Here is a 23,550-nt window from a genome sequence, read left to right on the forward strand (position 1 = left end):
TAAACGAAGGGAGCAAGACAAAATGATCGAACTAGTGGGAATCTCAAAGACTTTTAACGGAAAACAGGGATCGATTCATGCGTTGAAAGATGTATCTCTATCTGTCAAAAAAGGTGAAATATATGGTGTAATCGGCTATAGTGGTGCAGGAAAAAGCACGCTGATTCGCTGTGTGAATCTGCTCGAGAAGCCCGATACAGGGTCTGTCAATGTAAAAGGCGTTGACTTGATGAAGCTTTCAAAGAATAACCTCCGCAAGGCACGTGGAGATATTGGCATGATCTTCCAGGGCTTTAACCTCTTAAAAACAGCTACTGTGTATGACAACGTTGCATTACCATTGAAGCTTACCGGCCTAAGCAAAAAAGAAGTTGAAGAGCGCGTTGTAAGGTATTTGAAAATCGTCGGCTTGGAAGAAAAGCACAATGCCTACCCTTCGGAGTTATCCGGAGGACAGAAACAAAGGGTAGCCATTGCGAGAGCCCTCTCCCATGAACCGGAGATTCTGTTGAGTGACGAAGCCACAAGTGCACTTGATCCAGATACAACAGAAGCCATCCTGGATTTACTTTTAAAGATTAACAAAGAACTTGGCATTACAATTTTATTGATTACACATGAAATGAACGTCATCCAGAGAATTTGTGACCGCGTTGCAGTCATGGAAAATGGAGAAGTGATTGAAGAAGGAAAAACGAAGGATATTTTCACAGCTCCTAAACATGCGACAACAAAGAAATTTGTTAGCAGCCTGTTTTCCCATAAAATTCCGGCTGATATTCTTTCCAACTTAAATAAAACCGGCCAAGTGGCAACACTCTCCTTCTTTGGCGAATCATCCGGAGAGCCTGCGCTTGCCTTGGTAAGCAAAAAGTTCGATATTTATCCGAATATATTATCAGGAAGCATCACCCAATTGAAAAATGAATCGTTCGGACAGTTGGTTGTCCATTTTAAAGGCGAACCATCCGAAATTAAAAAAGCTGTACAATTTTTGGAAAATGACCAAGTGAAAGTGGAAGGTGTGAAGATCAGTGACGCAGATACAAGAGTTTCTTGATAATTGGGGCGAAGATATTTGGGTAGCTATCATTCAAACCTTTCAAATGACCGGGATTGCGCTTGGGATTGCCATTTTGATTGGTCTCCCTTTGGGAATTTTGCTTGTTTTGACCCGACCTGGAAAAGCATTAAGCAACAAATTCGTATTTAACTTGTTGAATGTTATTATTAATATAATCCGTTCAGTACCATTTATCATTTTATTGTTTTTTATTCTTCCATTTACGAAATTTATTGTCGGTACATCGATTGGGGTTAAAGGTGTTATCGTGCCATTAGTCATCTATACTGCACCTTATATTGCAAGATTGATGGAAACGGCCCTGCTTGAAGTCGACCGTGGAGTTATTGAAGCGTATGAAGCGATGGGGATTAAAACGAGACATGTCATTTGGCATGTGCTTGTAAGAGAATCCCGTTCTTCCATTGTTCTTGGACTAACGATTGCAACCATCTCCCTGATCGGAGCAACAGCGATGGCAGGACTCGTTGGCGGAGGCGGACTTGGTGACCTTGCATACCGTTACGGACACCTTCGTTATGAAGTGGATGTCATGTATGTAACAGTCATTCTCTTGATCATCCTTGTTCAAGGATTACAGTCGCTGGGCAACAGAATGGCTGCTAGATTGAAGAAGGATTAAAAAGAAAAGCGCAAGCGCCGCGTTCTGTGGCTTCGAGAGGCTCAGGAAGCGACTTCCTATCCGTCGAAGCTGGACAATCATCCAGACCCGTAAGTTATACTTATTATTCAAATAAAAAATTATTGTATAGAAAAGAGGAATTGCATCATGAGAAAGTGGATACTATCCAGCTTATTAATTTTACTAGTTGCAGCTCTTGCAGCATGCGGCGGAGGCAAAGACGAATCTGCAGATAAAGGCGAAAAAGCCGAAGGCCTGCTCAGTGACGGTAAATTGACTGTAGGTGTTACAGCTGGCGAACATGAAGAAATCATGGAACAAGTGAAAGAACTTGCTGCGAAACAAGACCTGGAAATCGATGTTAAAACTTTTTCTGACTATCCAATTGTCAACGAGGCATTGTCTCAAGGAGATCTTGATCTGAATGTATTCCAACATAAGCCTTATTTGGAACAACAGATAGAAGACCGTGGCTATGATATCGTTCCAGTAGGAAACACCATCACTACTCCGATGGGTGTTTACTCCAATACAATAAAAGATATCAAGGATCTTAAAAAAGGTGCAAAAATCGGATTGCCGAACGACCCAACAAACGGTGGACGTGCACTACTTATTTTTGAAAAAGCAGGTATGATCAAGCTTAAGGAAGGTGTTGGCAATACACCATCCGTCAAAGATATTGAAGAAAACAAAAACAACTATGAATTTGTAGAATTGGAAGCCGCTCAAATTCCACGCCAATTGGATGATTTGGAAGCAGCAGCCATCAACTCCAATTACGCGATTGAAGCCGGCTTTGTTCCAACTGAAGACTCCATCTTTATCGAAGACAAGGATTCCCCATGGGTGAACGTTGTCGCTTCCAGAGCAGAAGATAAAGACGACGAAGCAATCAAGAAGTTTTTAAGCGTATATCAATCAGATGAAATCAAAAAATTCATCGATGAAAAATACAAGGGATCTGTAATTGCTGGGTGGTAAATAGAAAAGCGGAAGCGCCTTGGTCAGCCCCGACAAGCATAAGTCGAGGGCTGGCAGAAGGCGTTTTTTGCCTTCAGAAGCAATCGGCTTATGACCTCGAGGGGCTAGGCGCTGCAGCTAGACAAAAAGAAAAGCGGAGGGCGACGTTTAGCGACGTACAGACTGGAGCGGCTTCGACGAGATAAAGGAAACACGCGCAACGCAGTGGAGCGATGTTGACTTATCGTAGGAGAAGTCCGNCAACGCAGTGGAGCGATGTTGACTTATCGTAGGAGAAGTCCGCGAAGTCTGCTAGTCGCTGGAGCCCGGAGCTAGACAGTTAGAAAAGCGGAAGCGCTCGTTTAGCGGCGTACAAACTGGAGTGCCTCTGACGAGATAAAGGAAACACGGCGAAGCTGCAGGCGAGCCGATGTTGACTTATCGTAGGAAGGCTACCACTTGAAATGCCTCGGGTGATACTTCTTCGAGTTGACGTCGTGCAGCTTTGCGACGCGGTGAGCCTAAGGTTCCTCGAATATACTGCGCCGCAGAAGCACATTTGGCGCGAAGTCTGCTAGTCGATAGGCGCTACAGCTGAAGCAGAAAAAAAGAGATGCCCATGGGAGTCCGTAAACTTCCGGGCATCTTTTTTTTATAAATTCAAACGGACTTCTCTCTATATTTACCTCCATAAGAATCCGAGATAAATCCAAGGTCATTTGAAATTTTCACTGCTGTTTCTTTTGTTTTTATTTGTACAGACTCCTTATAGGCCCCCTGCAATCGCGTAGTAGGCCCACTTACGTTTAAAGCAGCGATGACCTGGCCTGTATGATCATAGATCGGATAAGAAATGCCGATCGTCTCACTGTCCTGCTCCCCATTACTAAAGGAATATCCTTGGTCCTGTATGTTATTGATTTTTTCTCGCAAATCTTCTTTACTCATGATGGTATTTTCGGCGACACGGTGAAATTGCATTTTGTCAATAATTTCTTCACGCTCTTTGTCTGGCATATAGGCCAGCAGCAGCTGCGGGCCTGAACCAAGGTACAATGCGGACCTTCTGCCGACTCGTGTATACAGCCTCAAAGCGCGGTTGCTTTCTACTTTTTCTATATAGATCGCTTCGTCTCCATCCCGGATAACCAGGTGCACTGCTTCATTAATTTCGGACTGTAACAATTGCATATGAGGCAGCGAACTCTTCCTTAATTCCAAGCTGTCTGCAACGAGCCCGCCTAATTCCAAAAGCTTTAATCCTAGTTGATAGCGGACATCGTGAGTACTATTTTTACTTTTTGACAAAAACCCCATATGCTCCAAAGAGGAAAGCAAACGGAAGACCGTCGGCTTCGGCATACCTGCCCTTTCGGCAATCTCATTTAAAGTTAATTCCAGTTCACTCTCTGAAAACAAATCTAGTAATCTTAAAGCTTTTATAACACTTTGGTTCATTGAAGATCCCCCCTTTCCCGGAAATAAATGAAGACACATTTTTATTATTAGCTATTTGCTTTAGTATTCTAATTTTTATAAAGGTAAGTTTATCATACCATAGAGAGCTCTATGAAAAATCCAGCTACAACCTACGTGTCCCTATAGAAATCGTCGCGAACTAGACTAAAAGATGCCAAGCGGAACATCAAACCCGCTCGGCATCATAGTCTCATAAAGTCCTGGTTTCCAATTGACCACAAATTTTATTTGACTGCTTGAGCTTCTTTTATGGCATGGCCTGCCGATAATAATTCTGGATCTGTCACCACTTCGATCAGTGCAGGCTTTCCACTGTCAAAGGCCCTTTGCAATGCAGGAAGAAATTCATCGTTGCTGACAACCTGTTCACCGTGGCAGCCAAACAGCTTCGCCATCTCCGCAAAGTTTGGATTTGTTAATCGCGTAGCCATCACTCTATTCGGGAAATGTTTTTCCTGATGCGCACGGATCGTCCCATACATATTGTTGTTAACGACAATTGCCACGACAGGTATATTATAGCGCACCGCTGTTTCCATCTCTTGCATTGTCATCATGAATCCACCGTCACCTGAAAAAGAGACAACTTTTTTATCAGGACAGGCCACTTTCGCACCGATAGCCCCTGGCATCCCATAACCCATCGCACCGGACGTTGGACCGATATATCTGTTGCCGTTACTAAAACGGTAATATTTCGACACCCAGCCGAAAAAGTTTCCAGCGTCACTTGTCACAATCGTATCTTCCTGGGTTTCCGCAAAGAAATCTGCTATGACCGAGTTCATCTCAGCGTATTCAGCGCTTTCCGTCCGCTCAGGAGGCGTTGAAGAGAGTAAATAAGCTTCGTTGCACCTTCTCACTTGCTCTTCCCTTTCGTCATTTTTCACATGTTTCGCTTGCTGCAGGCATCGCTGTAAAAACTTCTTTGCATCCGATACAATACCAAGCGCAGCCGGATAAGCTTTCCCGATTGTTCCTGAATCAATGTCGACTTGAATTATTTCTGCCTGGTCTCCGATTAATGTGTAATCTTGAGTCGTCACTTGGGAGAAGCGGCTTCCTATTGAGAGCACGACATCAGCATCTTTAATATAATTCAACAGTTTTTGATCCGAACCGAATCCGAGCCAGCCCGCATAGTGTGCATGGTCATTGGGAAATGCATCAAAGCGGCGGAAAGAAGTTGCTACCGGAACATTTACCAGCTCAGCAAACTGAGCGAGCTCCTTTGAAGAGTTCGTTGCCGTCACACCGCCTCCCGCGATTATGATCGGTTGCTTTGCTGCATACAGCTTTTCTAGCACTTTCTCTACAGCTTCCTCGCTGGCCTCCGGAACTGAATAGTCATATACAGTACCTTCCACATAGTCCATCGTATCCTCAAGCATATCATGCGGGAGTGAAACAACTACAGGTCCTGGACGTCCCGAACGCGCTGTATAAAAGGCACGGTGAAGTAATTCCGGGATTCTTTCCACTGACTCAATTTCTACCGCCCATTTACAAAGGTGGCTAAAGTAGGACGTGAAGTCGACTTCCTGGAAAGCTTCCTTTCCTTTAAACGGTCGCTCTACCTGTCCGATCAATGCAACCAGCGGGGTGGAATCCTGCATCGCTGTATGAAGGCCGATTGACAGGTTTGTTGCACCCGGCCCTCTCGTCGCCATACAGACCCCGACTTGCCCGGATGCTTTGGCGTAGGCATCTGCCATGAATGAAGCCCCACCCTCATGGCGGGTAGAAATCAACTCGATATCCGAATGTTCATAAAGAGCATCAATCACCCCCAAATAGCTTTCTCCCGGGACACAAAATGCTTTTTTTACGCCCTCTTTTTTCATGACTTCAACAACGATTTGACCACCTGACAAATGTTCCATTATCATTCACTCTTTTCTAAAATAATATTTTCTTGATGCTCGAATTAAACTCTACAAAAGATACGTACATTACCCTTTTATTTTTTTGATAAATTTCTCCATCCGATCGAGACCTTGTTCTAAATGTTCCATTGAATAGGCATACGAAATCCTGACATATCCTTCACCAATCGGTGAAAATGCGCTCCCCGGCACAACTCCAACCTGCGCCTCTTCTATCATTCTTTTAGCAAAATCGAAAGACTTCATATTTAAATCTTTAATAGAAGGGAAAATGTAAAAAGCTCCTTCAGGATAGACCGTTTCCAGCCCCATATCGTTCAACCGCTTATAAGTATAGTCTTTCCTTTTTTCATATTCATTCCTCATCTCAATCGCATCATCTATTCCTTTGGTAAGCGCCCTAATCGCTGCATATTGACTGATTGTGCTCGTGCATACTGTATTAAAATAGTGCACCTTCAGCATATGCTCCGTCAAATAGGCGGGGGCGTATGTAAAGCCGATCCTCCACCCTGTCATCGCATGCGATTTTGATAATCCATTGATCACAATCGTTTTTTCCCGCATACCCGGTAACACAGCAAATGAGGTGAATTGTTTGTCATATGTTAATTCACTATAAATTTCATCGCTGATAACAAATATATCCTTATCCTTTAACAACGCGGCAATGTCAGCAAGTTCGTTTTCATCTAATAACACACCTGTAGGATTGGATGGGTTGGTCAAAACAAGGCATCTCGTTTTATCTGTAAGATGTTTTTCAATCAATTCCGGTGTTACCTTAAAATCATAAGGTGTTGTATCCATAAATACCGGAACACCGCCGCTCATCGTAATCAACGCCTCATACCCAGGATATACAGGTGCAGGCAAAAGCACTTCACTGCCTTCTTTTAAAATCGTACGGAAACTGATGTCCAACGCTTCGCTTGCCCCATTAGTGATCACTACTTCATTCTTCGGGTCATAGTCTAAGCCGTATTTCACCTTTCCAAATTGACTGGCAGCCTGCCGCAGTTCGAGCATCCCTGCATGATTGGAATAGGTCGTCATATTTTTGTCAATGGCCTCTTTGCCGGCTTCCTTAATATGAGCAGGTGTCAAAAAGTCCGGCAGTCCTACGGTGAGGTTGACAACCTCCGGATAATCAGCCAGCATATTAAAAAATTTTCTGAGTGTTGGAATCTCGATATTTTTTATTTTTTCATTTAGCAAGTGCTCCATTTCAATACCCTCTTTTCCATACTGTACTGTATTTGGTGACCTTTAATTCATTAAACGAAATGACGTTTCACTTTTATATTTAAATTATTGGTACGGATCATGACAATCCGTACCAACAGCTTAAATACTTTTAGAATCATACTGAAGATTGCTCTCTTGCGCATTTTGAAGTGGGAGATCTTCCTCTTCTACGTCTTTCTCAGTTTTATCGACAATCGCTGCACCAACAAGGTCACCTGTCACATTACACATTGTGAAGACCATATCGGTAATTACATTGACACCTGCCGTCAATCCGACAATTTCAATTGGAAGGCCAGCCTGTGTGAAAACAATGGACATTCCGATTAATCCGGCTCCAGGAACCCCTGCTGTACCAACAGAAGCCAATGTGCCTGTCAGGATAATCGCTACAATCGCTCCTATGGTCAGATCATAACCAACGATTTCAGCGGCTAATACAACACCTACACCAAAGTGTATGGCCGATCCATTCATATTTACAGTTGCACCAATCGGTAAAGTGAAGTTGGCTACCCTGTGGCTGATCCCTGCGTTTAATGCAGATTTAATCGTGACGGGCAGTGTTCCTAAACTGCTGCAAGTGACAAAAGCAGTCATGATCGCTTCGCGTGTTTTTGTGAAAAACTTGACAACAGATACCCTGAATAACATTAAAATAATTGGGAAGATGATAAACATTTGTATGGCTACACCCAGATAGGAAGCGCCTACATATTTTGCAAGCGAGCTAAGCGTTTCCATTCCTTGGTTTCCTATGGAGTTAGCTGTGATGCCAAGTACTCCGATTGGGGCATATTGCAAAATACCATTTAAGATACGGAATGTGACCTCACTTCCAGCCTCCGTAAACTTTAACAACATATTCCCCCAGTCCTTCATTTGTGCTTCAGCTGAGTTCCGCATAAATGAAATAGCAAAACCGGTAATGAGTGCGACAAACACGATGCTTAAGATATCGCCGTTTGCCATAGATTCAAAAATATTGGAAGGAACGATTTGCAATAAGACATCGATCATGGATGGGGCTTCGGGTACATCTAATGTTGCGTTTTCGGGCATTTTTAAACCCTTCCCCGGATTGATCAGCTTCGCGATAGCGATTCCAAGAAATACTGCAACGGCGGTCGACAGGAGATAATAAGGGAAAATCTTACCGCCAATTCTGCCCAACTCTTTTGGGTTGGAGTTATTTACAGACACGATTAATGTAAATAAAATTAACGGAACAACAATCATTTTGAGCAATCTTAGAAAAAGATCACCCAAAGGCGACAATACACCCGCTGCGGGTCCAAAAATAAGCCCAATGATAATTCCTAGTAAAAAACCAACAGTAATTTTCAAGATAAAAGATTTTTCATAATACCATTTCCATAAAGCAAGCATGATTCACTGTCCTCCTGGTGTGTTTTTTTATCATGGACCCCTTATTTAACAGCGATACCGTTGTTTTCTAAGAGATTAATGAACATTTTAAATTGTAAACACTTACATTATTTCGAAACTCATTTCATTTATTGAAACGTCATTTCATTACTTGGGTTTAAATATAACTTCAAATTTATAGATATTTGAAGTGCCTTCCACAGCAAACAAAAAATAGGAATCTATTAAGTTTGGCGAGAAAATAAAGCTTAGCATGTTATCGCTTTCAAATCAAGTAGAATCCTGAACGGTAAACTACTCATCTGATACAAATAGAACGCTAATTTAAATCTTATGTTATTATAGGGCCTTTCACATATTTCAGTCAACTATTAAATTTTTAAATGTAGACATTTCCTTAAACTAATAACGCTCTAGGCATTTTTGTGAAAAGATACGCACTTATTACACCATTCATAAATTTCTAACATAATTGAAAAAATCATGCTAATATAAAAGTAATATACAAAAGAAGGAGGCAATACAGTGCAAAACCTAAAAAACAAAGTGACCATGACAAACATACGCAAACAATTCCCTGCATTAAATCGGAGCTATCGAGACAAACAAGTGGTTTATTTCGATGGACCCGGAGGCACACAAATGTGTCAGCCGGCAATCCAACGGATGATGGATTATATTGAAAACGGAATGGCAAATCGCGATGGCCTCTTTCCCACCAGTGAAGAGACGGAAGCCATTCTAGCTCAGGCTAGAGCGGATGTTGCCGTACTAGTAAACGGATATGAGGACGGCGTCTTTTTTGGTGCGAACATGACATCTCTCGCCTACGCTATATCCAGGATGATTGCTCGGGACTGGAAAGCCGGAGAGGAGATTGTCGTCACAGAAATGGATCACTCAGCCAATGTTGACCCATGGGTTCAGATTGCCGAGGAAAAAGGTATGACTGTCCAAAGGATACCGGTGGATGTCAATTCCCTTAAATTGGACGAGTCTGTCATTGAAACAATGATTCATCCCAAAACAAAAGCTGTGTTCCTTGGACTTGCATCCAACGGAGTCGGCACCATCAACAATGTCAAACCCTACATAGAAGCGGCCAAAGCTGTAGGAGCACTCACAGTAATAGATGCAGTCCAGGCAGTTCCACATATCGCGGTTGACCAAAAAGAATTAAAAGCAGACCTTGTACTGGGTTCGGGATATAAGGTTTTTGGCCCGCATATTGGATTCGCTTCCATGGACCCTGACTTATTTTCCAAATACAAACCATATAAATTGATACCTGCACATGACGAAGCTCCTTCTTCCATGGAAACAGGCACACAGAATCATGAGGGGATTGCCGCCATGATTGGTGTAGTTGAATTTATTGAAAGTTTCGGAGAAGGAGAGTCCAAGAGACAAAGAATTGTTAATGCCTACGAATTATTTGAGCAACATGAACAGAAAATGGCATCTTTTTTAAAAGAAGAACTTTCAAAAATTGAAGGAGTAAAGTTATTCGTTCCAGCGAGCCATATCCCTTCGACACCTACAATTTCATTTGTCGTTGACGGGATCTCTTCAAGTACTATCAGCAAATACTTGGCAGACGAGCACTCCATATTGGCCGCTAATGGAGACTTTTACGCGTACCAGCTCGCCAAAAAATTAGATGTGACGAAATACGACGGCTGGCTCAGAGTTGGCTTATCCCCATATAACACACTGGAAGAATGCGAGCATTTTGTAGATGCTTTGAAAGAATGCATTAAAATAAAGCTGTGAAAAGTAACAGAAGCCGCTATGCACAGCGGCTTCTGTTTTAATTCTTATTTTCCAATTAAGCTGTAAATGGAAGCTCCAACAAGCTCCCCTGCCTCTTGGAGACGCTCTTTACTGATATGTTCGATCGTATCCTGCGGCGTGTGATAATATGGCTCCAGGTTCGCTGTTCCCGGTTCACGTCTAATAAAATTGATAGCTGGTATTCCTGCATCGTGGAAAGATACATGGTCTGATGAACCGCGCTGATATAATATCAGCTCAGATGGCGTGCCAATTCTTTTGGCTGTGGCCAAGGCCGTATCACTCACGAGGTTCGCTTTGCCGTCAACCGCGTTCATAAAGATGGCTGTGGCCTTATCCCAATCCGTTCCGACCATATCCATGTTAAAATTCGCAATGCTCCGGTTAATCTCATCTTGGCTCAATTGACTGACATAATACTCCGAGCCAACGAGTCCAATTTCTTCCGCACCGACAAATACAAAGCGCAATTCCTTATCGATAGGATAGCTTTTCAAGATGCGTGCAAGCTCCAAAGCGACTGACGTTCCTGAAGCGTTATCATTTGCTCCAGGAGCAAACGGAACACTGTCAAAGTGTGCCGACACATGTACTATATCATGATCGGAACCTTTGTTAGGAGTTCTAGTGGCAATAATATTTTGTGACGTGGCACTGCCTAGCTTTTCAACGGTAAATGTAACTGTTTTGCCTTCCGGGACAAAATCATTCAATAAAGCGAGTCCGCTCGCTTTCGAGATTCCCCCTACAGGAACAGTCGTATCTCCTCCGATGGATGGATTCAAGGGGCCTGGCTGGTCGACATTATCATAGATCAGCACTCCTGCCGCTCCGGCAGCCGCTGCATTAGCCACCTTTTCCTGGAAAGTGAATTCACCCCTGGAAATCAGGGCTATTTTACCAACAGCTTCTGCAGTAAAATCTTCCGGTTTTCCTAATTTTGCATCGAAAAGTGGTAAAGTTAGCCCCTCTTTCGGTGTTGCAGCTGATCCCGCCGGAATGTTGATGTCAACTTCCTTACCGTCTGCCGTTAAACTTCCAATCATTTGGTCAGGAATTTTGAATTCCTGCGTTTCTATCTTGTATCCATAAGACTCAAGACGAGACTTTATAAATTCCGCAGCTTGCTTTTCTTCCTGTGTTCCAGTGACCCGTGGCCCAATCGTTTCAGACAGATGGTAAATATCCTGATAGATCCGTTCCGCATCGACTCTGGCAATGACCTTTTGATCAAACGCCTTTGCACTCGGATTCTCTTTTTCTTTGGCTGCCTGGACGTATGCCGTTTCTGTGGGTACAAAATAAAAACTAGAGGCTAATAAAAGCGCGGAAAGCAAAAGGGAAACTCTTTTTCTTCCTATTTTCAAATCTATTACCTCCTCGAATATTTCAATACACAAAACATATTCGTCTTTTTGGGCCTCTTTCCTTTCCATTACAGGCAAAATGATTCCAATCACCTATCAATAAATCTGGAAATTATGACATAGCACTCATTTAACTTTTACTCATCTCCTACTAATGGCAGGCTTCCATTTTCTAAAAAAACAAATTGACAAATCCTTCATTTAATAATAGATTTATATTGTCAACCTAAAACTAACCAAGTTGACATTAGGAGGATTTCAAATGATTCAGGAACAACAAAAATTAAGAATGATGATTATAACCGCACTTTTTGCAGCCATTATCGGGATATTGGCTCAGGTAACCATCCCATTACCGCTTGTTCCAATTACAGGGCAAACATTGGCCATCGGTTTGGCAGCAACCATTCTGGGTTCGAGATACGGTACATTCTCAGTTCTTCTCTACATATTGCTCGGTGCAGTCGGCACCCCAGTGTTTGCCGGGTTTTCTGCAGGTGTATCCGTAATTGTCGGGCCTACAGGAGGATTTATCGTTGGCTTTATTCCGACCGCTTTCCTAATCGGATTGTATTTGGAGAAAACTTCTTTTAAATTTTCCAACGCAATGGTAGCCAATACGGTCGGTATGCTGATCACATTGAGCTTCGGGACAGCCTGGTTAAAAGTCGCTGCTGAATTAAGCTGGGCTGCTGCATTCGCCGGAGGATTCGCTCCATTTATCGTTGTTGGGTTGATTAAAGCGGCACTTGCATCATGGATAGGGGTATTAGTCCGCAACAGATTATCAAACGCCAATATCTTATTTACAGCAAAAAAGTCAGCTTAATGGAAGCTGACTTTTTTTATATTATTTTGCTGTACTTGTTTTCCCGAAGAATTTCAGAACCTCTGTCAGAGCCTGGCTGAATGTCTCCAAATGCTCTTCCACTCTCCCCGGAAACTCTCTTTCTATAAATTCCAAAGTATCATTTTGCGTATGCCATACACCGCCATGTTTAACCGTTTGTGTATAACCGTCCATGTCGCCGATTTCCCAGTTGGTCGCTTCAAAATAAGCGTATGGGATTCCTAGGCGGTTAAACGGAGCATGGTCACTCCAGTCACCTGTAGTTCCCGCTGGGTAAACCGGATTCAAACCTGGGTTCGTTCCGATATCCAGCTTTTTCTTTGCTGCAATGTTAAGGATTTGATCTCTGATAAACCCTTTATCTCCTGCGCTTCCATATACATACATGTTGTCACCCACAGCCAAGCTGTCCAGGTTAATCATTCCAACTGTATTTTCAATCTCTTCAGCTGGCATTTGGCTGGCATAATAATTTGATCCGCGCAGCCCTACTTCTTCTGCTCCAAAGGCTATGAATTTAATAGAGTACGGAGTATTAATATGCTTCAAAACTTCCGCTACTTCAAGCATGACGCCAACGCCAGAGGCATTGTCATCAGAACCTTTTCCAGCAGCAACGGAATCATAGTGAGCTCCAACAATGATTTCCTTGCTTGACTTCCCTTTTTTATAAGCAACTACGTTTGAAGAATTATAGTTCCTTCCGCTTCTTGTATAACTAAAAGGTTGAACATTGGTAGAATAGCCCATTCGTTGAAATTGACTTTCTATATAATCTCTCGCTTCCTCCTCTTTAGCTGTGCCTGCTACACGCGCGCCAACAGTATATGTTAAATATTTTGTATGCTCGTACGCCATTTTTCCTGTCTTGTGAGCAAGCGACGGATCATAAGTAACAGTTGAAGCACCGACACTGCCTGCGGCAGTGAACAACAACAGTAGAGCCATAGCCAATGAAATGAAAATGCGGTTTCTCAAATCATTCTCTCCCATCCTCAAATTAGTAGTTTTATACTATTAGAATCTTTAGAAATCGTCAATCCGCCTTTGGGACCGGAACTTAAGGCATGTTCAATAAAGGAGATGCAAACATAGCAATGTCTACAAAAAGATGTGAGGAAATTGAATTGTTTTCGTAGCGGGGAGCGGCGACCAGCCAGTTGAAGTCTTATGGAAAACGATATTTTTAAGGCTCTTCTTACTGACCGTTTTAGCATTTTTTGTCGGTGGTTCTTTCACTTAGAGCCTGCCTTGGTTACCACGTAGCATTTTTTCCGCAGCGTCGATCAATTAGAGCCCTCCAAGGCAAAGCCTAATCTTAGCATGAATCCTTCTGAAGTATTGGAGAGCAAGGTTAGGGACTACGAACACTTCATAGTTACCATACGACCTCTTTTCCTTGCTTCACGGGCACTATGAACGCTCCATAATTACCACACGACCTCTTTTTTCGGCTTCACGGGCAATATGAACAATTCATAGTTACCATACGATCTCTTTTTCTTGCTTCACGGGCACTATAAACGCCTCATAGTTACCATACGACCTCTTTTTCTTGCTTCACGGGCACTATAAACGCTTCATAGTTACCATACAGCCTCTTTTTCTTACTTCACGGGCACTATGAACGATTCATAGTTACCATACGACCTCTTTTTCTTGCTTCACGGGCACTATAAACGCTTCATAGTTACCATACAGCCTCTTTTTCTTACTTCACGGGCACTATGAACGATTCATAGTTACCATACGACCTCTTTTTCTTGCTTCACGGGCACTATAAACGCTTCATAGTTACCATACAGCCTCTTTTTCTTACTTCACGGGCACTATGAACGATTCATAGTTACCATACGACCTCTTTTTCTTGCTTCACGGGCACTATAAACGCTTCATAGTTACCATACGATCTACTTTTTCTCCTTCACGGATACTATGGCAGTACCGCACTGGCGCTTCTTCCAACGTTTCGATCACTTAAGCGCTCTCCTGAGTAACCAACATCTTCGGCTTCCAACCAATACTGGTCAACAACGGCACACCAGGCTCAAGAGCAAAAGACATGCCTTCTTCCCCCCGGAATTTTAAAAAGCCTCCCGGAAAATCAATTTGCACTGACTTTCCGGAAGGCCTCTTTTCTATAAATCCAAATCCTTTGTCACATGGTCAATTTTTTCTTTCAGGCTGTCTGCTGTATCGAAGATTTCGTTATGTTTTTCAGATTGAATACTGTCTGCATGTTCCTTTATTGCATTCGCGCGTTCATATATTAAATCAGAAATTGCAAACTTCGTGTCCAAATCAACCAGATCTTGACTCAAGAGCTCGTTTAATGCTGCATTCATACGATCAAGCTCCCTGTTCCGGGAAGTGATTTGATTGTTCTCGAGCCCTCTCAGTTCATTGGACATTCCGACAGACGCCCAGTTGATATTGTTCACATTGCCGACCAGCCAGAACCTCCATGTTGTTTTACCCATGCTTTCTTTCCAGTTTTTTGTGATTTCGTCATCCAATTCCTGTTTGTTTTTTACAGAAGTATACTCCCCATCACCTGCGCTGGCCACCTCTTTCAGCTGGCGGTCCGCTTCGTCATCCACGTCAAAACCGATGATGTTGATTTTCAAATCCGTCATTGATTTCTTGGCATCCTTCGCCGCTTGGACAGGGTCTCCATCACATGTTTCCACTCCGTCACTTACGACATAAATAAATGTTTTTGTCTGTTCATCGCTAGCTTCTTTCAGCTCATTTTCCGCCTGTTGGATGGCTGACGCGAGCGGGGTCCACCCGTTTGCATTGAAATTATTAAGCGCATCTGAAAACTCTTTTTGATCATAAGGCTTCAATGAATATACGGTTTCGATACTATTGCATGATAGCTTCTTATCCTGGTCGGATCCCGTCCCTTTATGACCGAAAACGGAGAGGGAAACATTTACATTTTTGGGCAGACTTTCAGAAAATTCCTTGATGCTTGATTTTGCAAGGGCCATTTTATTTCCCCCTGGAACATCAGCCTTCATGCTTCCGCTTGCGTCAATTAAAATCGCCACGCTGACTTCCTCTGCCTCTTCATTGAGCTCCTCTTCACTGACATCCTGCAGCAGCCTGCCGTCAGGCAGCTTTAATTCATTGTATTTAACCTCAAAGTCCTTTAACGGTTGTATGGTGCCGCTGACATCCGTCCGCAGATTCAAAATAATCGACTTTGCCCATTGTTCAGCATCCCAATCTTTTGTATCCTCAGCTTCTATCTTTTTCATATACTCGGCAACAGCCTTGTCAGCTGCTTTTGAGTAGTCTTCATTATCAGCAGACTCTTTTTCCCCTATGTACTTTTGAAACAATTCCCCTGCGGGTTCTTTTTCAATTTCTTCCCCGTTCAAGCTGTAGGTTTCTTCTTCATTTTCCTTGTTATTTTCCTTTTCATTCACTTCTACAGCTTTCGCCTTTTCATTTTGGACAGGCTTTTTCTCAGTCTGTTGACAGCCAATTAAGCCTATACAAACCGATAATAGTATGACAAAAGCTTTTTTTGACATAGTTACCCACTTCCTAATTTCAGTTTTATCACTTCATTTAGTATAAGGATTTTTAAAAAAAGATTAAATTGGCCTTTTTACCCAGCCTGAAATGTGTATCATAAGTTGGTATACTAAAAGTGAAAGTATGAATGAGGTGAATTGAATGGCGGAAAAGAAATACGAGGAACTTATTCAAGGTAGAATTTTCATCGGTGGAGCAGATGCAATCGAAGGACTCCTGGAAAATGAAAAAATTGATGTGATTTACGACTTACGTGTGAATCCTAAGGGCGGTCTACCGAGTGAATTAAGTGTTCATCAACCAATAGTCGATGAAGAAGAAAATCAGGACGAATCGATAAAGGCCGCAGTCAATGCAGTAATCAAATCATATAGCGAAGGTAAAAATGTTTATTTCCACTGCAATACTGGACGCGGAAGGGCGGGAACTATAGCGACGGCCACTTTGCTTGAGCTTGGTTTAGCAGATTCCGTCGATGAAGCTGAAGAAAAAGCGAAGGCCATCCGTCCACAAATAAGTGTGAGACCGCAATTTAAAGATGCACTGAAGCGTATTTACGATAAATAAAAAACAAGGGGAACGTAAAAAATCCCCTTGTTTTTTTATTGTTCAGCTTCAGCCCGGCGCTTACGCTTTTCTTATTTTATTTATTCATTTGTGCCAGGAAATCCGCCAATGGATCATCTTCCAACTCTTCTTCGATCTCAATTTGAGGTTCATCATTTATTTTAATTTGTCCCCAATCCAAATCGTCAATGTCAGTATTGCTTTCGTTCCCCACTGTCAATTTCTCGTCTTCTATATGTGGTTCATACTCCTCTTGTATAGTGGCTGCCTCTTCCTGCAAATACAATGCATCGTCAATTTCCAGCGCATTGCTGTTAAGTGATGCCAGGATGGAGACTGCCCGCACAGGATCCGAAAGCAGTTGGTAAACGATGTTACCAAGCAACGCTTCTGAATGCTCATGCTTTAACCAATCACGCTGTTCTTTGCTCAATCCCCTCGGGAGTGGAATAGTCAGTGTCTCTCTTTGCTTTGTCAAAGATTCTCCTACTCCAGCCATTACAATAGAAGCAATTTTGCTCGAAAAGTTTCTCCGCTCGGTTTCCTTGAGATTTTGCAGATGCTTTAAAATATGATCAGGCGTGTCTGAAGGGATCCTGAACGTGATTGGCTGCCCCCTCTTCATCCCCGTTTCCTTCATGGTATCACCCTATTAATTTTTAACTGCTTTTTTCTCTTCGGCTTTTTTCTCTTCAGCTTTTGTCTCTTTTTTATTTTTTTTGGCAAAATCAGCAATTAATTTATAATAAGCATTCGCCATCATCCAGACACTTTCTTTTTCATCTTCAAAAAAGTCGATATTATATCCATCCAGATTATTGTTCAATGCTTTCAAGTAATCTTTTAAAACGATTGAACCACCGCCGATAAAATAGGCAATTTCTGTTTGAGAGTTTCTTTGCCACACATTCCTTAAATGGCGGTATTGCTTTTTGGCAAGTTCCAAAAGAATCCGATCAACGATCTCATGTACGCTTGTCCGGCTTCCTTTTACCATAATATGGTTTCTATCATTCTTCTTTGTAATGATTTCAACAACATCACGGCGACTGTCGAGTTCCACACCGTATTTAGAACGGATTTCCTCACGGATGGCATCAAGCGATTCGGACACGCCAAGGTTGAAGCCTTGAGCACGGTCATCATCGACTTTCCGATTTTTAATGACCGCAATGTCAGTTGAAAGTCCTCCGATATCTTGAATAATAATCCTCTTATCAATCAAATCTTTATTAATGATCTTTAAATCATCATCCATGACTAAATTGATGAAAGCGGCAAAGCCTTCAGGATAAATCTTCACTTCTTCAAACTTTATATTAACTTTGATTCCTTGGTGTTTTGGTGTAACTAAAAATTCAACTTGGTGGACGGAACCGAGCAACTTGGATCGGTAGCCGACATCTTTCCCTTCCTTTACTTCTCTCAACGGGAGTCCAGTCCCCAAAGTATAGGTTGCTTCTACTACATCGTTACTGCGTTTAAAGATTTTTTTGTTTTCATCACGTACAGCATCAAGGGCCAAAGCTGCAAACAGCATGACAAGTGTCTGATCCTCTTCCGACTTGCTGCTGCCAGGGTCAAGCTCAGTAGCATTGCCGCTTCTTGTTGCTAAATGACCTACTCGGTAAACAGCGTTGTTCTCCTGTAAAGAAGGGGAATGTAAACGAATATGTAATCCATCTAATGGTTCTTGATTATCCAATTCCTCCAATCCAATGACCGGACGATCTTCAACATCTCTTGCAATGATATTCGGAATATTAATTTCATGTTCTAGATCTCCAAAGATTCCTTTGAGAGAGTCATTACCTACGTCAATCGCAGCGAGTCTCGTATTTTCCATAAAACTATCATCCTTTCTTTATATGAAACTACCAATTGGAAATTTCTATAAGTATGATTAAAGATTACCTGAATTTCTAATTCAGGTCAATATCGGTTTCACTCTAAAATTCTGTACACATGTATCGTTTACATGTGTACTTGTTTACAATATATGTACACATGTTGATATAAAGCCATGTGTACAACTTCGTAAACATGTACACATGAATAGTATACAACACTACTTATTTTGTTTACATGTTTACGGAAATGTATACATACTTATTTAATGGCAGAATCAAAAAATAAATATTCTGTTCCTTTACAAATATAAAGTAAACCTATGTGAGTAGATCGAACTAACGTGAGCTGTGGTAAACGAAAATTGTATGGTTTTTGCTTGATTGTTCATGTCGAAATATGATGAATGGATGCTAACTATATCGAAGTTGAAAAAGGAGTACATTGTCTCATCATTACATAAACTCCTATAAAAAAGAGGAAGAGAAACCTTATTAAAGTAATGGGAATAATTATATACCTCCACTTCGGTAACGGTCAAAAACTAGCAAAAACCGTGGGAAATAAAGCAAGACTGCCGGCATTATTTATCCAATGCCGGCAGTCTACCTCATCCGTTTTCCCGTTTTACAATTTTCAATGAACAATCTTAAGAAATCATGCATCCTATGATCGAACTTTCTCAATTCCTCCGGATGAAACTGGGTTCCCATGATATTCCCATCATCACTTTCAAATGCTTCCTTTATTCCGTCTAATGCATGTGCTGAACATTTCAACCCCTCCCCCAACGTATCTATTGCCTGATGATGGAAACTGTTCACTTCCACTTCTTCTTGCTCATATATGGTATACAGGATGCTGTCCCGTTCTATTTTAATTTTGTGGCTTAACAAAGAATTCCGGTTACCTTTATCCAAATGATTTTCCGGTTCTGACAGTTCTGAGTTGATGTCTGACAACAGTGTGCCGCCCAATGCCACATTGATCAAATGCGACCCTCGGCATATCCCCAGCATCGGGAGCCCCTTTCTATAGGCTTTTTTAACAATCATCATGTCCGATTCATCCAACTTTGGGGTTAGAAGACCTAGTTCAGGATGCATACCGCCATCATAGTGCTTCGGATGAATATCATTGCCCCCGGTAAGTAATACCCCATCTATCATATCCAACCATGTGTTAATCATTTCTTCATTGCCAAGAGTTAAAACAATCGGAATACCCCCTGCTTTTTTAATCGCGTCAAGATAGCTGTAATATAATGTATAACTGATGTTCTCCCTGACAAATTCAAGATTTGATGTTACTCCGATAATCGGCTTTTTCTCATTCATGTCCATCACTCCCTGCATACCAACTGATACCCTTTTTCAGATATTTAAAAACTAACCAAGCTAACCGTGTTTTCCTAATAAAAGCTTGAGTTTTTATGCTTAATTAGGACTTTTCCATGTTATAATGAAAAAAGATATATTTTATATGCATATTTAAAAAATGGAGGACTTCCATGACTGACAATTATTCGGAAGATTTGAAGGCACTCCTTTTAATTGATCATAAAGAAAAGAAATTAAAAAAAGGCAGCTATCTTTTCCGTGAAGGAGACACGGCTGACAGTATTTTTTATATTCGCTCTGGTAAAGTCCGGATTGGAAAAATAACTCCCGATGGACGCGAAATCACTTTCCGCATTTGCAACGAAGGAGATTTTATCAGCGAAATCCGCTTATTCTGTGCCCTTTCCACATACCGAGTCCAGGCTAAAGTGCTTGAGGATTGTGATAGTTTAGTAATTGAAAAGCAGAAACTGGAAGAGACGCTTCTTCTCGACCCAAACCTTACAGTGGGCTTTTTAAAAATGATGGGCACCCAACAGCAAAAAACTCAGTCCAAATTCCGGGACCTTATTTTGCACGGCAAAAAAGGAGCCCTTTACTCAACACTGATCCGTATGACAAACAGTTACGGAATCCATAAAAATGACGGAATACTAATTGATCTGCCGCTCACAAACCAGGAGCTCGCTAATTTTTGTGGAATGAGCCGCGAAGTCGTCAACCGGCTCTTAAACGGTTTAAAGAATGACGAAGTCATTACCATGGAAGACGGAAAAATCATTATCCGCAATCTGCAGTTCTTAAAAGACGAAATCCACTGTGAAAATTGTCCTGCGGAGATTTGCAGGATTGATTAAAAAAGAAAATAACTTTCCATACTAGGCCGCGACACATGTCGCGGCCTTTTTTTGATTGACGATGGCCCTTTTTAACCTCCCCTTCTTTTTGTCTAAATTTTGTAGTACTTATGAAGGTCTTGTGAAATCAGTGTGAAGTGTGACATTTATCACAGTGCGAATATACCATCGCGAGTACGATTTAAGTATAAATAATCAGTAACACTGGAGGGTGTTGAAATGGCTAAAAACAAGCATGGTGCGGAACCAAACCTTAAAGGAACGCTTGTCAGTGTTTTTGGAGTAGGAATCATTATTATCATAATGTGGTTTGCGACATATTTCCTTTATGTTGCAAGATAAAAATAGGAGAAGGTGAGTGTAATGCATTTTCATAAGTACGAAAAGATCTGGTTGATTTTCGGTATTTTATCACTGACTGTATTCTTAAGCATCGTCGGGTTCACCGCCTTTGCACACGGTCATGAACCTGCGGGCGGGATGGACACGATCGACCCGGAAAAAGTCACTGAAACGGCGCCTTTTGACAAGCCGGGTGTACGGCAGATTGACGAAGATAGATACGAAGTCGTAGTTATCGCCAAAGCTTTCGGCTACGATCCTCCAGAAATTAAGGTACCTGTAGGAAAAGAAATCATTTTTACATTAACGAGCACTGATGTGGTACACAGCTTTACCATCGACAACACGAAAGTAAACATGATGGCCGTACCGGGAAGGATCACCCATAAAAGCTATATCTTCGATAAACCCGGTAAATATTTAGTTCTTTGCAATGAGTATTGCGGAACAGGTCACCATTTCATGTCTACAGAGATCGAGGTGTATGAACCATGATAGCAGCAAATGATAGAAAACTGGCGTTATGGAACGTTGGAATAGCTTATATCGCCTTTATTATCGGGACTTTTTGCGGATTGCTTCAAGTTTTCATAAGAAATGACTCTCTCGAACTCCCTAAATTCCTGGATTATTATCAAATCTTGACGGCACATGGCGTATTATTGGCTCTTATTTTTACAACATTCTTCATCTTCGCCTTCCTAATTGCCGGCATGAGTAAAACACTAGGAAACTTCGGACCAAAGGTAAGTCTCTTTGCCTGGATCGGGCTGTGGGTCACAGCAATCGGAACAACGATGGCAACTGTCATGATCATAGCAGGAAAAGCCTCTGTTCTCTATACATTCTATGCACCGATGAAAGCAAGCGGCTGGTATTACGTTGGATTGGCCTTATTCATCATCGGAACATGGTTTTCAAGCTTTGCGCTTCTCGGACATTTTGTCGCCTGGAAAAAGCAGAACAAAGGGAAGTTCAGCCCGCTGTTTGCTTACATGACCGTGGCAACCCTGCTTTTGTGGATTATTGCCTGTCTCGGTGTCGTGGCATCGGTTGTCTTCCTATACCTGCCTTGGGCATTTGGATTGGTGGACACAATTAACGTAGAATTGAGCCGTTCATTGTTCTGGTATTTTGGACACCCGCTCGTTTATTTCTGGCTGCTTCCAGCTTATATGGCCTGGTATGCCATTATGCCAAAAATAATTGGAACAAAGGTATTCAGTGATTCATTGGCACGATTTTCATTTGTATTGTTCATTCTCTTTTCTTTCCCTGTCGGCTTCCACCATCAATTGACAGAGCCTGGGATCGATAGCTTTTGGAAGTTTTTACAGGTTGTTTTGACATTCATGGTCATTATACCGACTTTGATGACTGCCTTTTCCATGTTCGCCACATTTGAAATTTCCGGACGGGAAAAAGGCGGTAAAGGATTGTTCGGCTGGTTTAGAAAACTTCCTTGGAAGGATGTTCGCTTCACTTCCCTTTTCATCGCGATGTTTTTCTTCATTCCTGGCGGTGCGGGCGGAATTGTTAACGCAAGCTTCCAGCTGAACGAGCTTGTGCATAATACACTATGGGTCGTCGGGCATTTCCATATTACAGTAGGAACACCAGTAGCCATGACATTTATGGGCGTTTCATTCTGGCTGATTCCCTATTTGACCGGCAGAGAGTTTCCAAAGCACATGCAAAGGCTTGCCCATATTCAAATCTGGTCATGGGCGGTCGGGATGCTTCTCATGTCCACAGCACAGCATTTGCTCGGGTTGCTCGGAGCGCCGCGGAGAACAGCCTACTCAGGATATAACGGCAATGAGTCCGCAGCCGAATGGTTCCAGGGGATTCTATCAAACCATGTCACGATGGCTGTGGGCGGAACAATTTTATTCTTCTCAGCTATGCTCTTAGTCTATATTGTCGCAAACTTAATGTTCGTGACACCGAAAGTTGAAACGGAAAAAGATTTAGTTGAATTTCCAATCGCGGAAAGCGATACATCACATACAGCCAAATTCCTAGAGAACTGGGGATTATGGGTCGGTATTGCATTAGCGCTCATCGTCATGGCCTATGCCCTGCCGCTGGCCGACATGATCCAGCATTCGCCTCCAGGTTCCAGAGGATTCATTACTTGGTAAGGAGTTGATCCTATGTTCATGGTCGTATCTTCCATGCTTATCGTCACAATGGTTACCATGGTCATTGCAGTAGAAATAAAAAGCGCAACAGATTGACATTTCCTGTGGGGTCAGACCCCCACAGAAAAATCCAAAAAAACAGACGGAGCACAAATGAACTGCACCCTAATTGTTAGACACCATCTAACAATTGGAGGTGTGGTTTTTTTATGGCCAAATAT

Annotated in this window: 20 protein-coding genes; 10 read left to right on the forward strand and 10 right to left on the reverse strand. The window is 42.1% G+C overall.

Annotated features, from left to right (window positions below; translation table 11 throughout):
• Positions 1-22 precede the first annotated feature (22 nt).
• The 3 genes from D4T97_RS19840 (at position 23) to D4T97_RS19850 (ending at position 2,690) form a co-directional block, all read left to right on the forward strand.
• Positions 23-1,060, forward strand: coding sequence for a methionine ABC transporter ATP-binding protein (locus D4T97_RS19840; protein WP_126052518.1), 1,038 nt, complete (start codon positions 23-25; stop codon positions 1,058-1,060).
• Positions 1,035-1,706 (forward strand): methionine ABC transporter permease, encoded by a 672-nt coding sequence (locus tag D4T97_RS19845; RefSeq protein WP_126052519.1) that lies wholly within the window; start codon positions 1,035-1,037, stop codon positions 1,704-1,706. Before D4T97_RS19840 ends, D4T97_RS19845 begins: the two co-directional genes overlap by 26 nt.
• A gap of 147 nt (positions 1,707-1,853) precedes the next feature.
• Positions 1,854-2,690: a MetQ/NlpA family ABC transporter substrate-binding protein gene (locus D4T97_RS19850; RefSeq protein WP_126052520.1), complete on the forward strand. Its 837-nt coding sequence runs from the start codon at positions 1,854-1,856 to the stop codon at positions 2,688-2,690.
• A 639-nt stretch (positions 2,691-3,329) separates the two neighbouring features.
• Here the strand turns inward: D4T97_RS19850 and D4T97_RS19855 are convergent.
• The 4 genes from D4T97_RS19855 to D4T97_RS19870 all read right to left on the reverse strand — a co-directional run bounded on the left by D4T97_RS19855 (position 3,330) and on the right by D4T97_RS19870 (position 8,671).
• Complete coding sequence (locus D4T97_RS19855; RefSeq protein ID WP_126052521.1) at positions 3,330-4,127, reverse strand: IclR family transcriptional regulator; 798 nt, start codon at positions 4,125-4,127, stop codon at positions 3,330-3,332.
• A 245-nt stretch (positions 4,128-4,372) separates the two neighbouring features.
• On the reverse strand, positions 4,373-6,031 hold the full coding sequence (locus tag D4T97_RS19860; protein WP_126052522.1) for a thiamine pyrophosphate-dependent enzyme: 1,659 nt from the start codon (positions 6,029-6,031) through the stop codon (positions 4,373-4,375).
• A 69-nt stretch (positions 6,032-6,100) separates the two neighbouring features.
• The gene (locus D4T97_RS19865; RefSeq protein ID WP_126052523.1) at positions 6,101-7,261 is read right to left on the reverse strand and encodes an aminotransferase A; all 1,161 of its coding nucleotides are present in this window, start codon (positions 7,259-7,261) and stop codon (positions 6,101-6,103) included.
• Positions 7,262-7,381: 120 nt separating this feature from the next.
• Positions 7,382-8,671, reverse strand: coding sequence for a dicarboxylate/amino acid:cation symporter (locus tag D4T97_RS19870; protein ID WP_206435596.1), 1,290 nt, complete (start codon positions 8,669-8,671; stop codon positions 7,382-7,384).
• Between the two features lie 525 nt (positions 8,672-9,196).
• Between D4T97_RS19870 and D4T97_RS19875 the strand changes: the two genes are divergently transcribed.
• The gene (locus D4T97_RS19875; protein WP_126052524.1) at positions 9,197-10,444 is read left to right on the forward strand and encodes a cysteine desulfurase-like protein; all 1,248 of its coding nucleotides are present in this window, start codon (positions 9,197-9,199) and stop codon (positions 10,442-10,444) included.
• A 44-nt stretch (positions 10,445-10,488) separates the two neighbouring features.
• Here D4T97_RS19875 and D4T97_RS19880 read toward each other — a convergent pair whose 3' ends face one another.
• A complete protein-coding gene (locus D4T97_RS19880; RefSeq protein WP_126052539.1) occupies positions 10,489-11,832 on the reverse strand; it encodes a DUF4910 domain-containing protein in 1,344 nt (447 codons plus the stop codon).
• A gap of 262 nt (positions 11,833-12,094) precedes the next feature.
• Between D4T97_RS19880 and D4T97_RS19885 the strand changes: the two genes are divergently transcribed.
• Complete coding sequence (locus tag D4T97_RS19885) at positions 12,095-12,661, forward strand: biotin transporter BioY (RefSeq protein WP_126052525.1); 567 nt, start codon at positions 12,095-12,097, stop codon at positions 12,659-12,661.
• Between the two features lie 21 nt (positions 12,662-12,682).
• Here the strand turns inward: D4T97_RS19885 and D4T97_RS19890 are convergent, their stop codons facing one another.
• Together D4T97_RS19890 and D4T97_RS19895 are read right to left on the reverse strand one after the other, a co-directional pair.
• Positions 12,683-13,660, reverse strand: coding sequence for a M20/M25/M40 family metallo-hydrolase (locus D4T97_RS19890; RefSeq protein ID WP_126052526.1), 978 nt, complete (start codon positions 13,658-13,660; stop codon positions 12,683-12,685).
• 1,160 nt (positions 13,661-14,820) lie between these two features.
• Positions 14,821-16,227 (reverse strand): vWA domain-containing protein, encoded by a 1,407-nt coding sequence (locus tag D4T97_RS19895; RefSeq protein ID WP_126052527.1) that lies wholly within the window; start codon positions 16,225-16,227, stop codon positions 14,821-14,823.
• A 145-nt stretch (positions 16,228-16,372) separates the two neighbouring features.
• Here D4T97_RS19895 and D4T97_RS19900 point away from each other — a divergent pair, with 145 nt between their 5' ends.
• The gene (locus tag D4T97_RS19900; RefSeq protein ID WP_126052528.1) at positions 16,373-16,798 is read left to right on the forward strand and encodes a protein-tyrosine phosphatase family protein; all 426 of its coding nucleotides are present in this window, start codon (positions 16,373-16,375) and stop codon (positions 16,796-16,798) included.
• A gap of 76 nt (positions 16,799-16,874) precedes the next feature.
• Here D4T97_RS19900 and D4T97_RS19905 read toward each other — a convergent pair whose 3' ends face one another.
• The 3 genes from D4T97_RS19905 to D4T97_RS19915 all read right to left on the reverse strand — a co-directional run bounded on the left by D4T97_RS19905 (position 16,875) and on the right by D4T97_RS19915 (position 19,983).
• The gene (locus D4T97_RS19905) at positions 16,875-17,438 is read right to left on the reverse strand and encodes a hypothetical protein (protein ID WP_126052529.1); all 564 of its coding nucleotides are present in this window, start codon (positions 17,436-17,438) and stop codon (positions 16,875-16,877) included.
• Positions 17,439-17,450: 12 nt separating this feature from the next.
• Complete coding sequence (locus D4T97_RS19910; protein ID WP_126052530.1) at positions 17,451-18,644, reverse strand: ParM/StbA family protein; 1,194 nt, start codon at positions 18,642-18,644, stop codon at positions 17,451-17,453.
• A 607-nt stretch (positions 18,645-19,251) separates the two neighbouring features.
• Positions 19,252-19,983: a gamma-glutamyl-gamma-aminobutyrate hydrolase family protein gene (locus D4T97_RS19915; RefSeq protein WP_164525662.1), complete on the reverse strand. Its 732-nt coding sequence runs from the start codon at positions 19,981-19,983 to the stop codon at positions 19,252-19,254.
• Positions 19,984-20,156: 173 nt separating this feature from the next.
• Here D4T97_RS19915 and D4T97_RS19920 point away from each other — a divergent pair, with 173 nt between their 5' ends.
• The 4 genes from D4T97_RS19920 (at position 20,157) to D4T97_RS19935 (ending at position 23,329) form a co-directional block, all read left to right on the forward strand.
• Entirely contained in the window at positions 20,157-20,843 is a 687-nt protein-coding gene (locus D4T97_RS19920) for a Crp/Fnr family transcriptional regulator (RefSeq protein WP_126052532.1), read from the forward strand.
• Between the two features lie 219 nt (positions 20,844-21,062).
• A complete protein-coding gene (locus D4T97_RS19925; protein ID WP_126052533.1) occupies positions 21,063-21,185 on the forward strand; it encodes a cytochrome C oxidase subunit II in 123 nt (40 codons plus the stop codon).
• 21 nt (positions 21,186-21,206) lie between these two features.
• Positions 21,207-21,680: a cytochrome c oxidase subunit II gene (locus D4T97_RS19930; protein ID WP_126052534.1), complete on the forward strand. Its 474-nt coding sequence runs from the start codon at positions 21,207-21,209 to the stop codon at positions 21,678-21,680.
• Positions 21,677-23,329 (forward strand): b(o/a)3-type cytochrome-c oxidase subunit 1, encoded by a 1,653-nt coding sequence (locus D4T97_RS19935; RefSeq protein WP_126052535.1) that lies wholly within the window; start codon positions 21,677-21,679, stop codon positions 23,327-23,329. Before D4T97_RS19930 ends, D4T97_RS19935 begins: the two co-directional genes overlap by 4 nt.
• Positions 23,330-23,550 lie beyond the last annotated feature (221 nt).

This window comes from Siminovitchia acidinfaciens, assembly GCF_003605385.1.
Taxonomy (GTDB): Bacteria; Bacillota; Bacilli; order Bacillales; family Bacillaceae_C; genus Siminovitchia; species Siminovitchia acidinfaciens.

Bases quoted from the DNA above. Each gene is read 5' to 3' on its own strand.
- D4T97_RS19840 (WP_126052518.1), top strand. From the start codon at position 23: ATGATCGAACTAGTGGGAATCTCAAAGACTTTTAACGGAAAACAGGGA.
- D4T97_RS19850 (WP_126052520.1), top strand. From the start codon at position 1,854: ATGAGAAAGTGGATACTATCCAGCTTATTAATTTTACTAGTTGCAGCT.
- D4T97_RS19855 (WP_126052521.1), bottom strand. From the start codon at position 4,127: ATGAACCAAAGTGTTATAAAAGCTTTAAGATTACTAGATTTGTTTTCA.
- D4T97_RS19860 (WP_126052522.1), bottom strand. From the start codon at position 6,031: ATGGAACATTTGTCAGGTGGTCAAATCGTTGTTGAAGTCATGAAAAAA.
- D4T97_RS19865 (WP_126052523.1), bottom strand. From the start codon at position 7,261: ATGGAGCACTTGCTAAATGAAAAAATAAAAAATATCGAGATTCCAACA.
- D4T97_RS19870 (WP_206435596.1), bottom strand. From the start codon at position 8,671: ATGCTTGCTTTATGGAAATGGTATTATGAAAAATCTTTTATCTTGAAA.
- D4T97_RS19885 (WP_126052525.1), top strand. From the start codon at position 12,095: ATGATTCAGGAACAACAAAAATTAAGAATGATGATTATAACCGCACTT.
- D4T97_RS19895 (WP_126052527.1), bottom strand. From the start codon at position 16,227: ATGTCAAAAAAAGCTTTTGTCATACTATTATCGGTTTGTATAGGCTTA.
- D4T97_RS19900 (WP_126052528.1), top strand. From the start codon at position 16,373: ATGGCGGAAAAGAAATACGAGGAACTTATTCAAGGTAGAATTTTCATC.
- D4T97_RS19905 (WP_126052529.1), bottom strand. From the start codon at position 17,438: ATGAAGGAAACGGGGATGAAGAGGGGGCAGCCAATCACGTTCAGGATC.
- D4T97_RS19910 (WP_126052530.1), bottom strand. From the start codon at position 18,644: ATGGAAAATACGAGACTCGCTGCGATTGACGTAGGTAATGACTCTCTC.
- D4T97_RS19915 (WP_164525662.1), bottom strand. From the start codon at position 19,983: ATGAATGAGAAAAAGCCGATTATCGGAGTAACATCAAATCTTGAATTT.
- D4T97_RS19920 (WP_126052532.1), top strand. From the start codon at position 20,157: ATGACTGACAATTATTCGGAAGATTTGAAGGCACTCCTTTTAATTGAT.
- D4T97_RS19925 (WP_126052533.1), top strand. From the start codon at position 21,063: ATGGCTAAAAACAAGCATGGTGCGGAACCAAACCTTAAAGGAACGCTT.
- D4T97_RS19930 (WP_126052534.1), top strand. From the start codon at position 21,207: ATGCATTTTCATAAGTACGAAAAGATCTGGTTGATTTTCGGTATTTTA.
- D4T97_RS19935 (WP_126052535.1), top strand. From the start codon at position 21,677: ATGATAGCAGCAAATGATAGAAAACTGGCGTTATGGAACGTTGGAATA.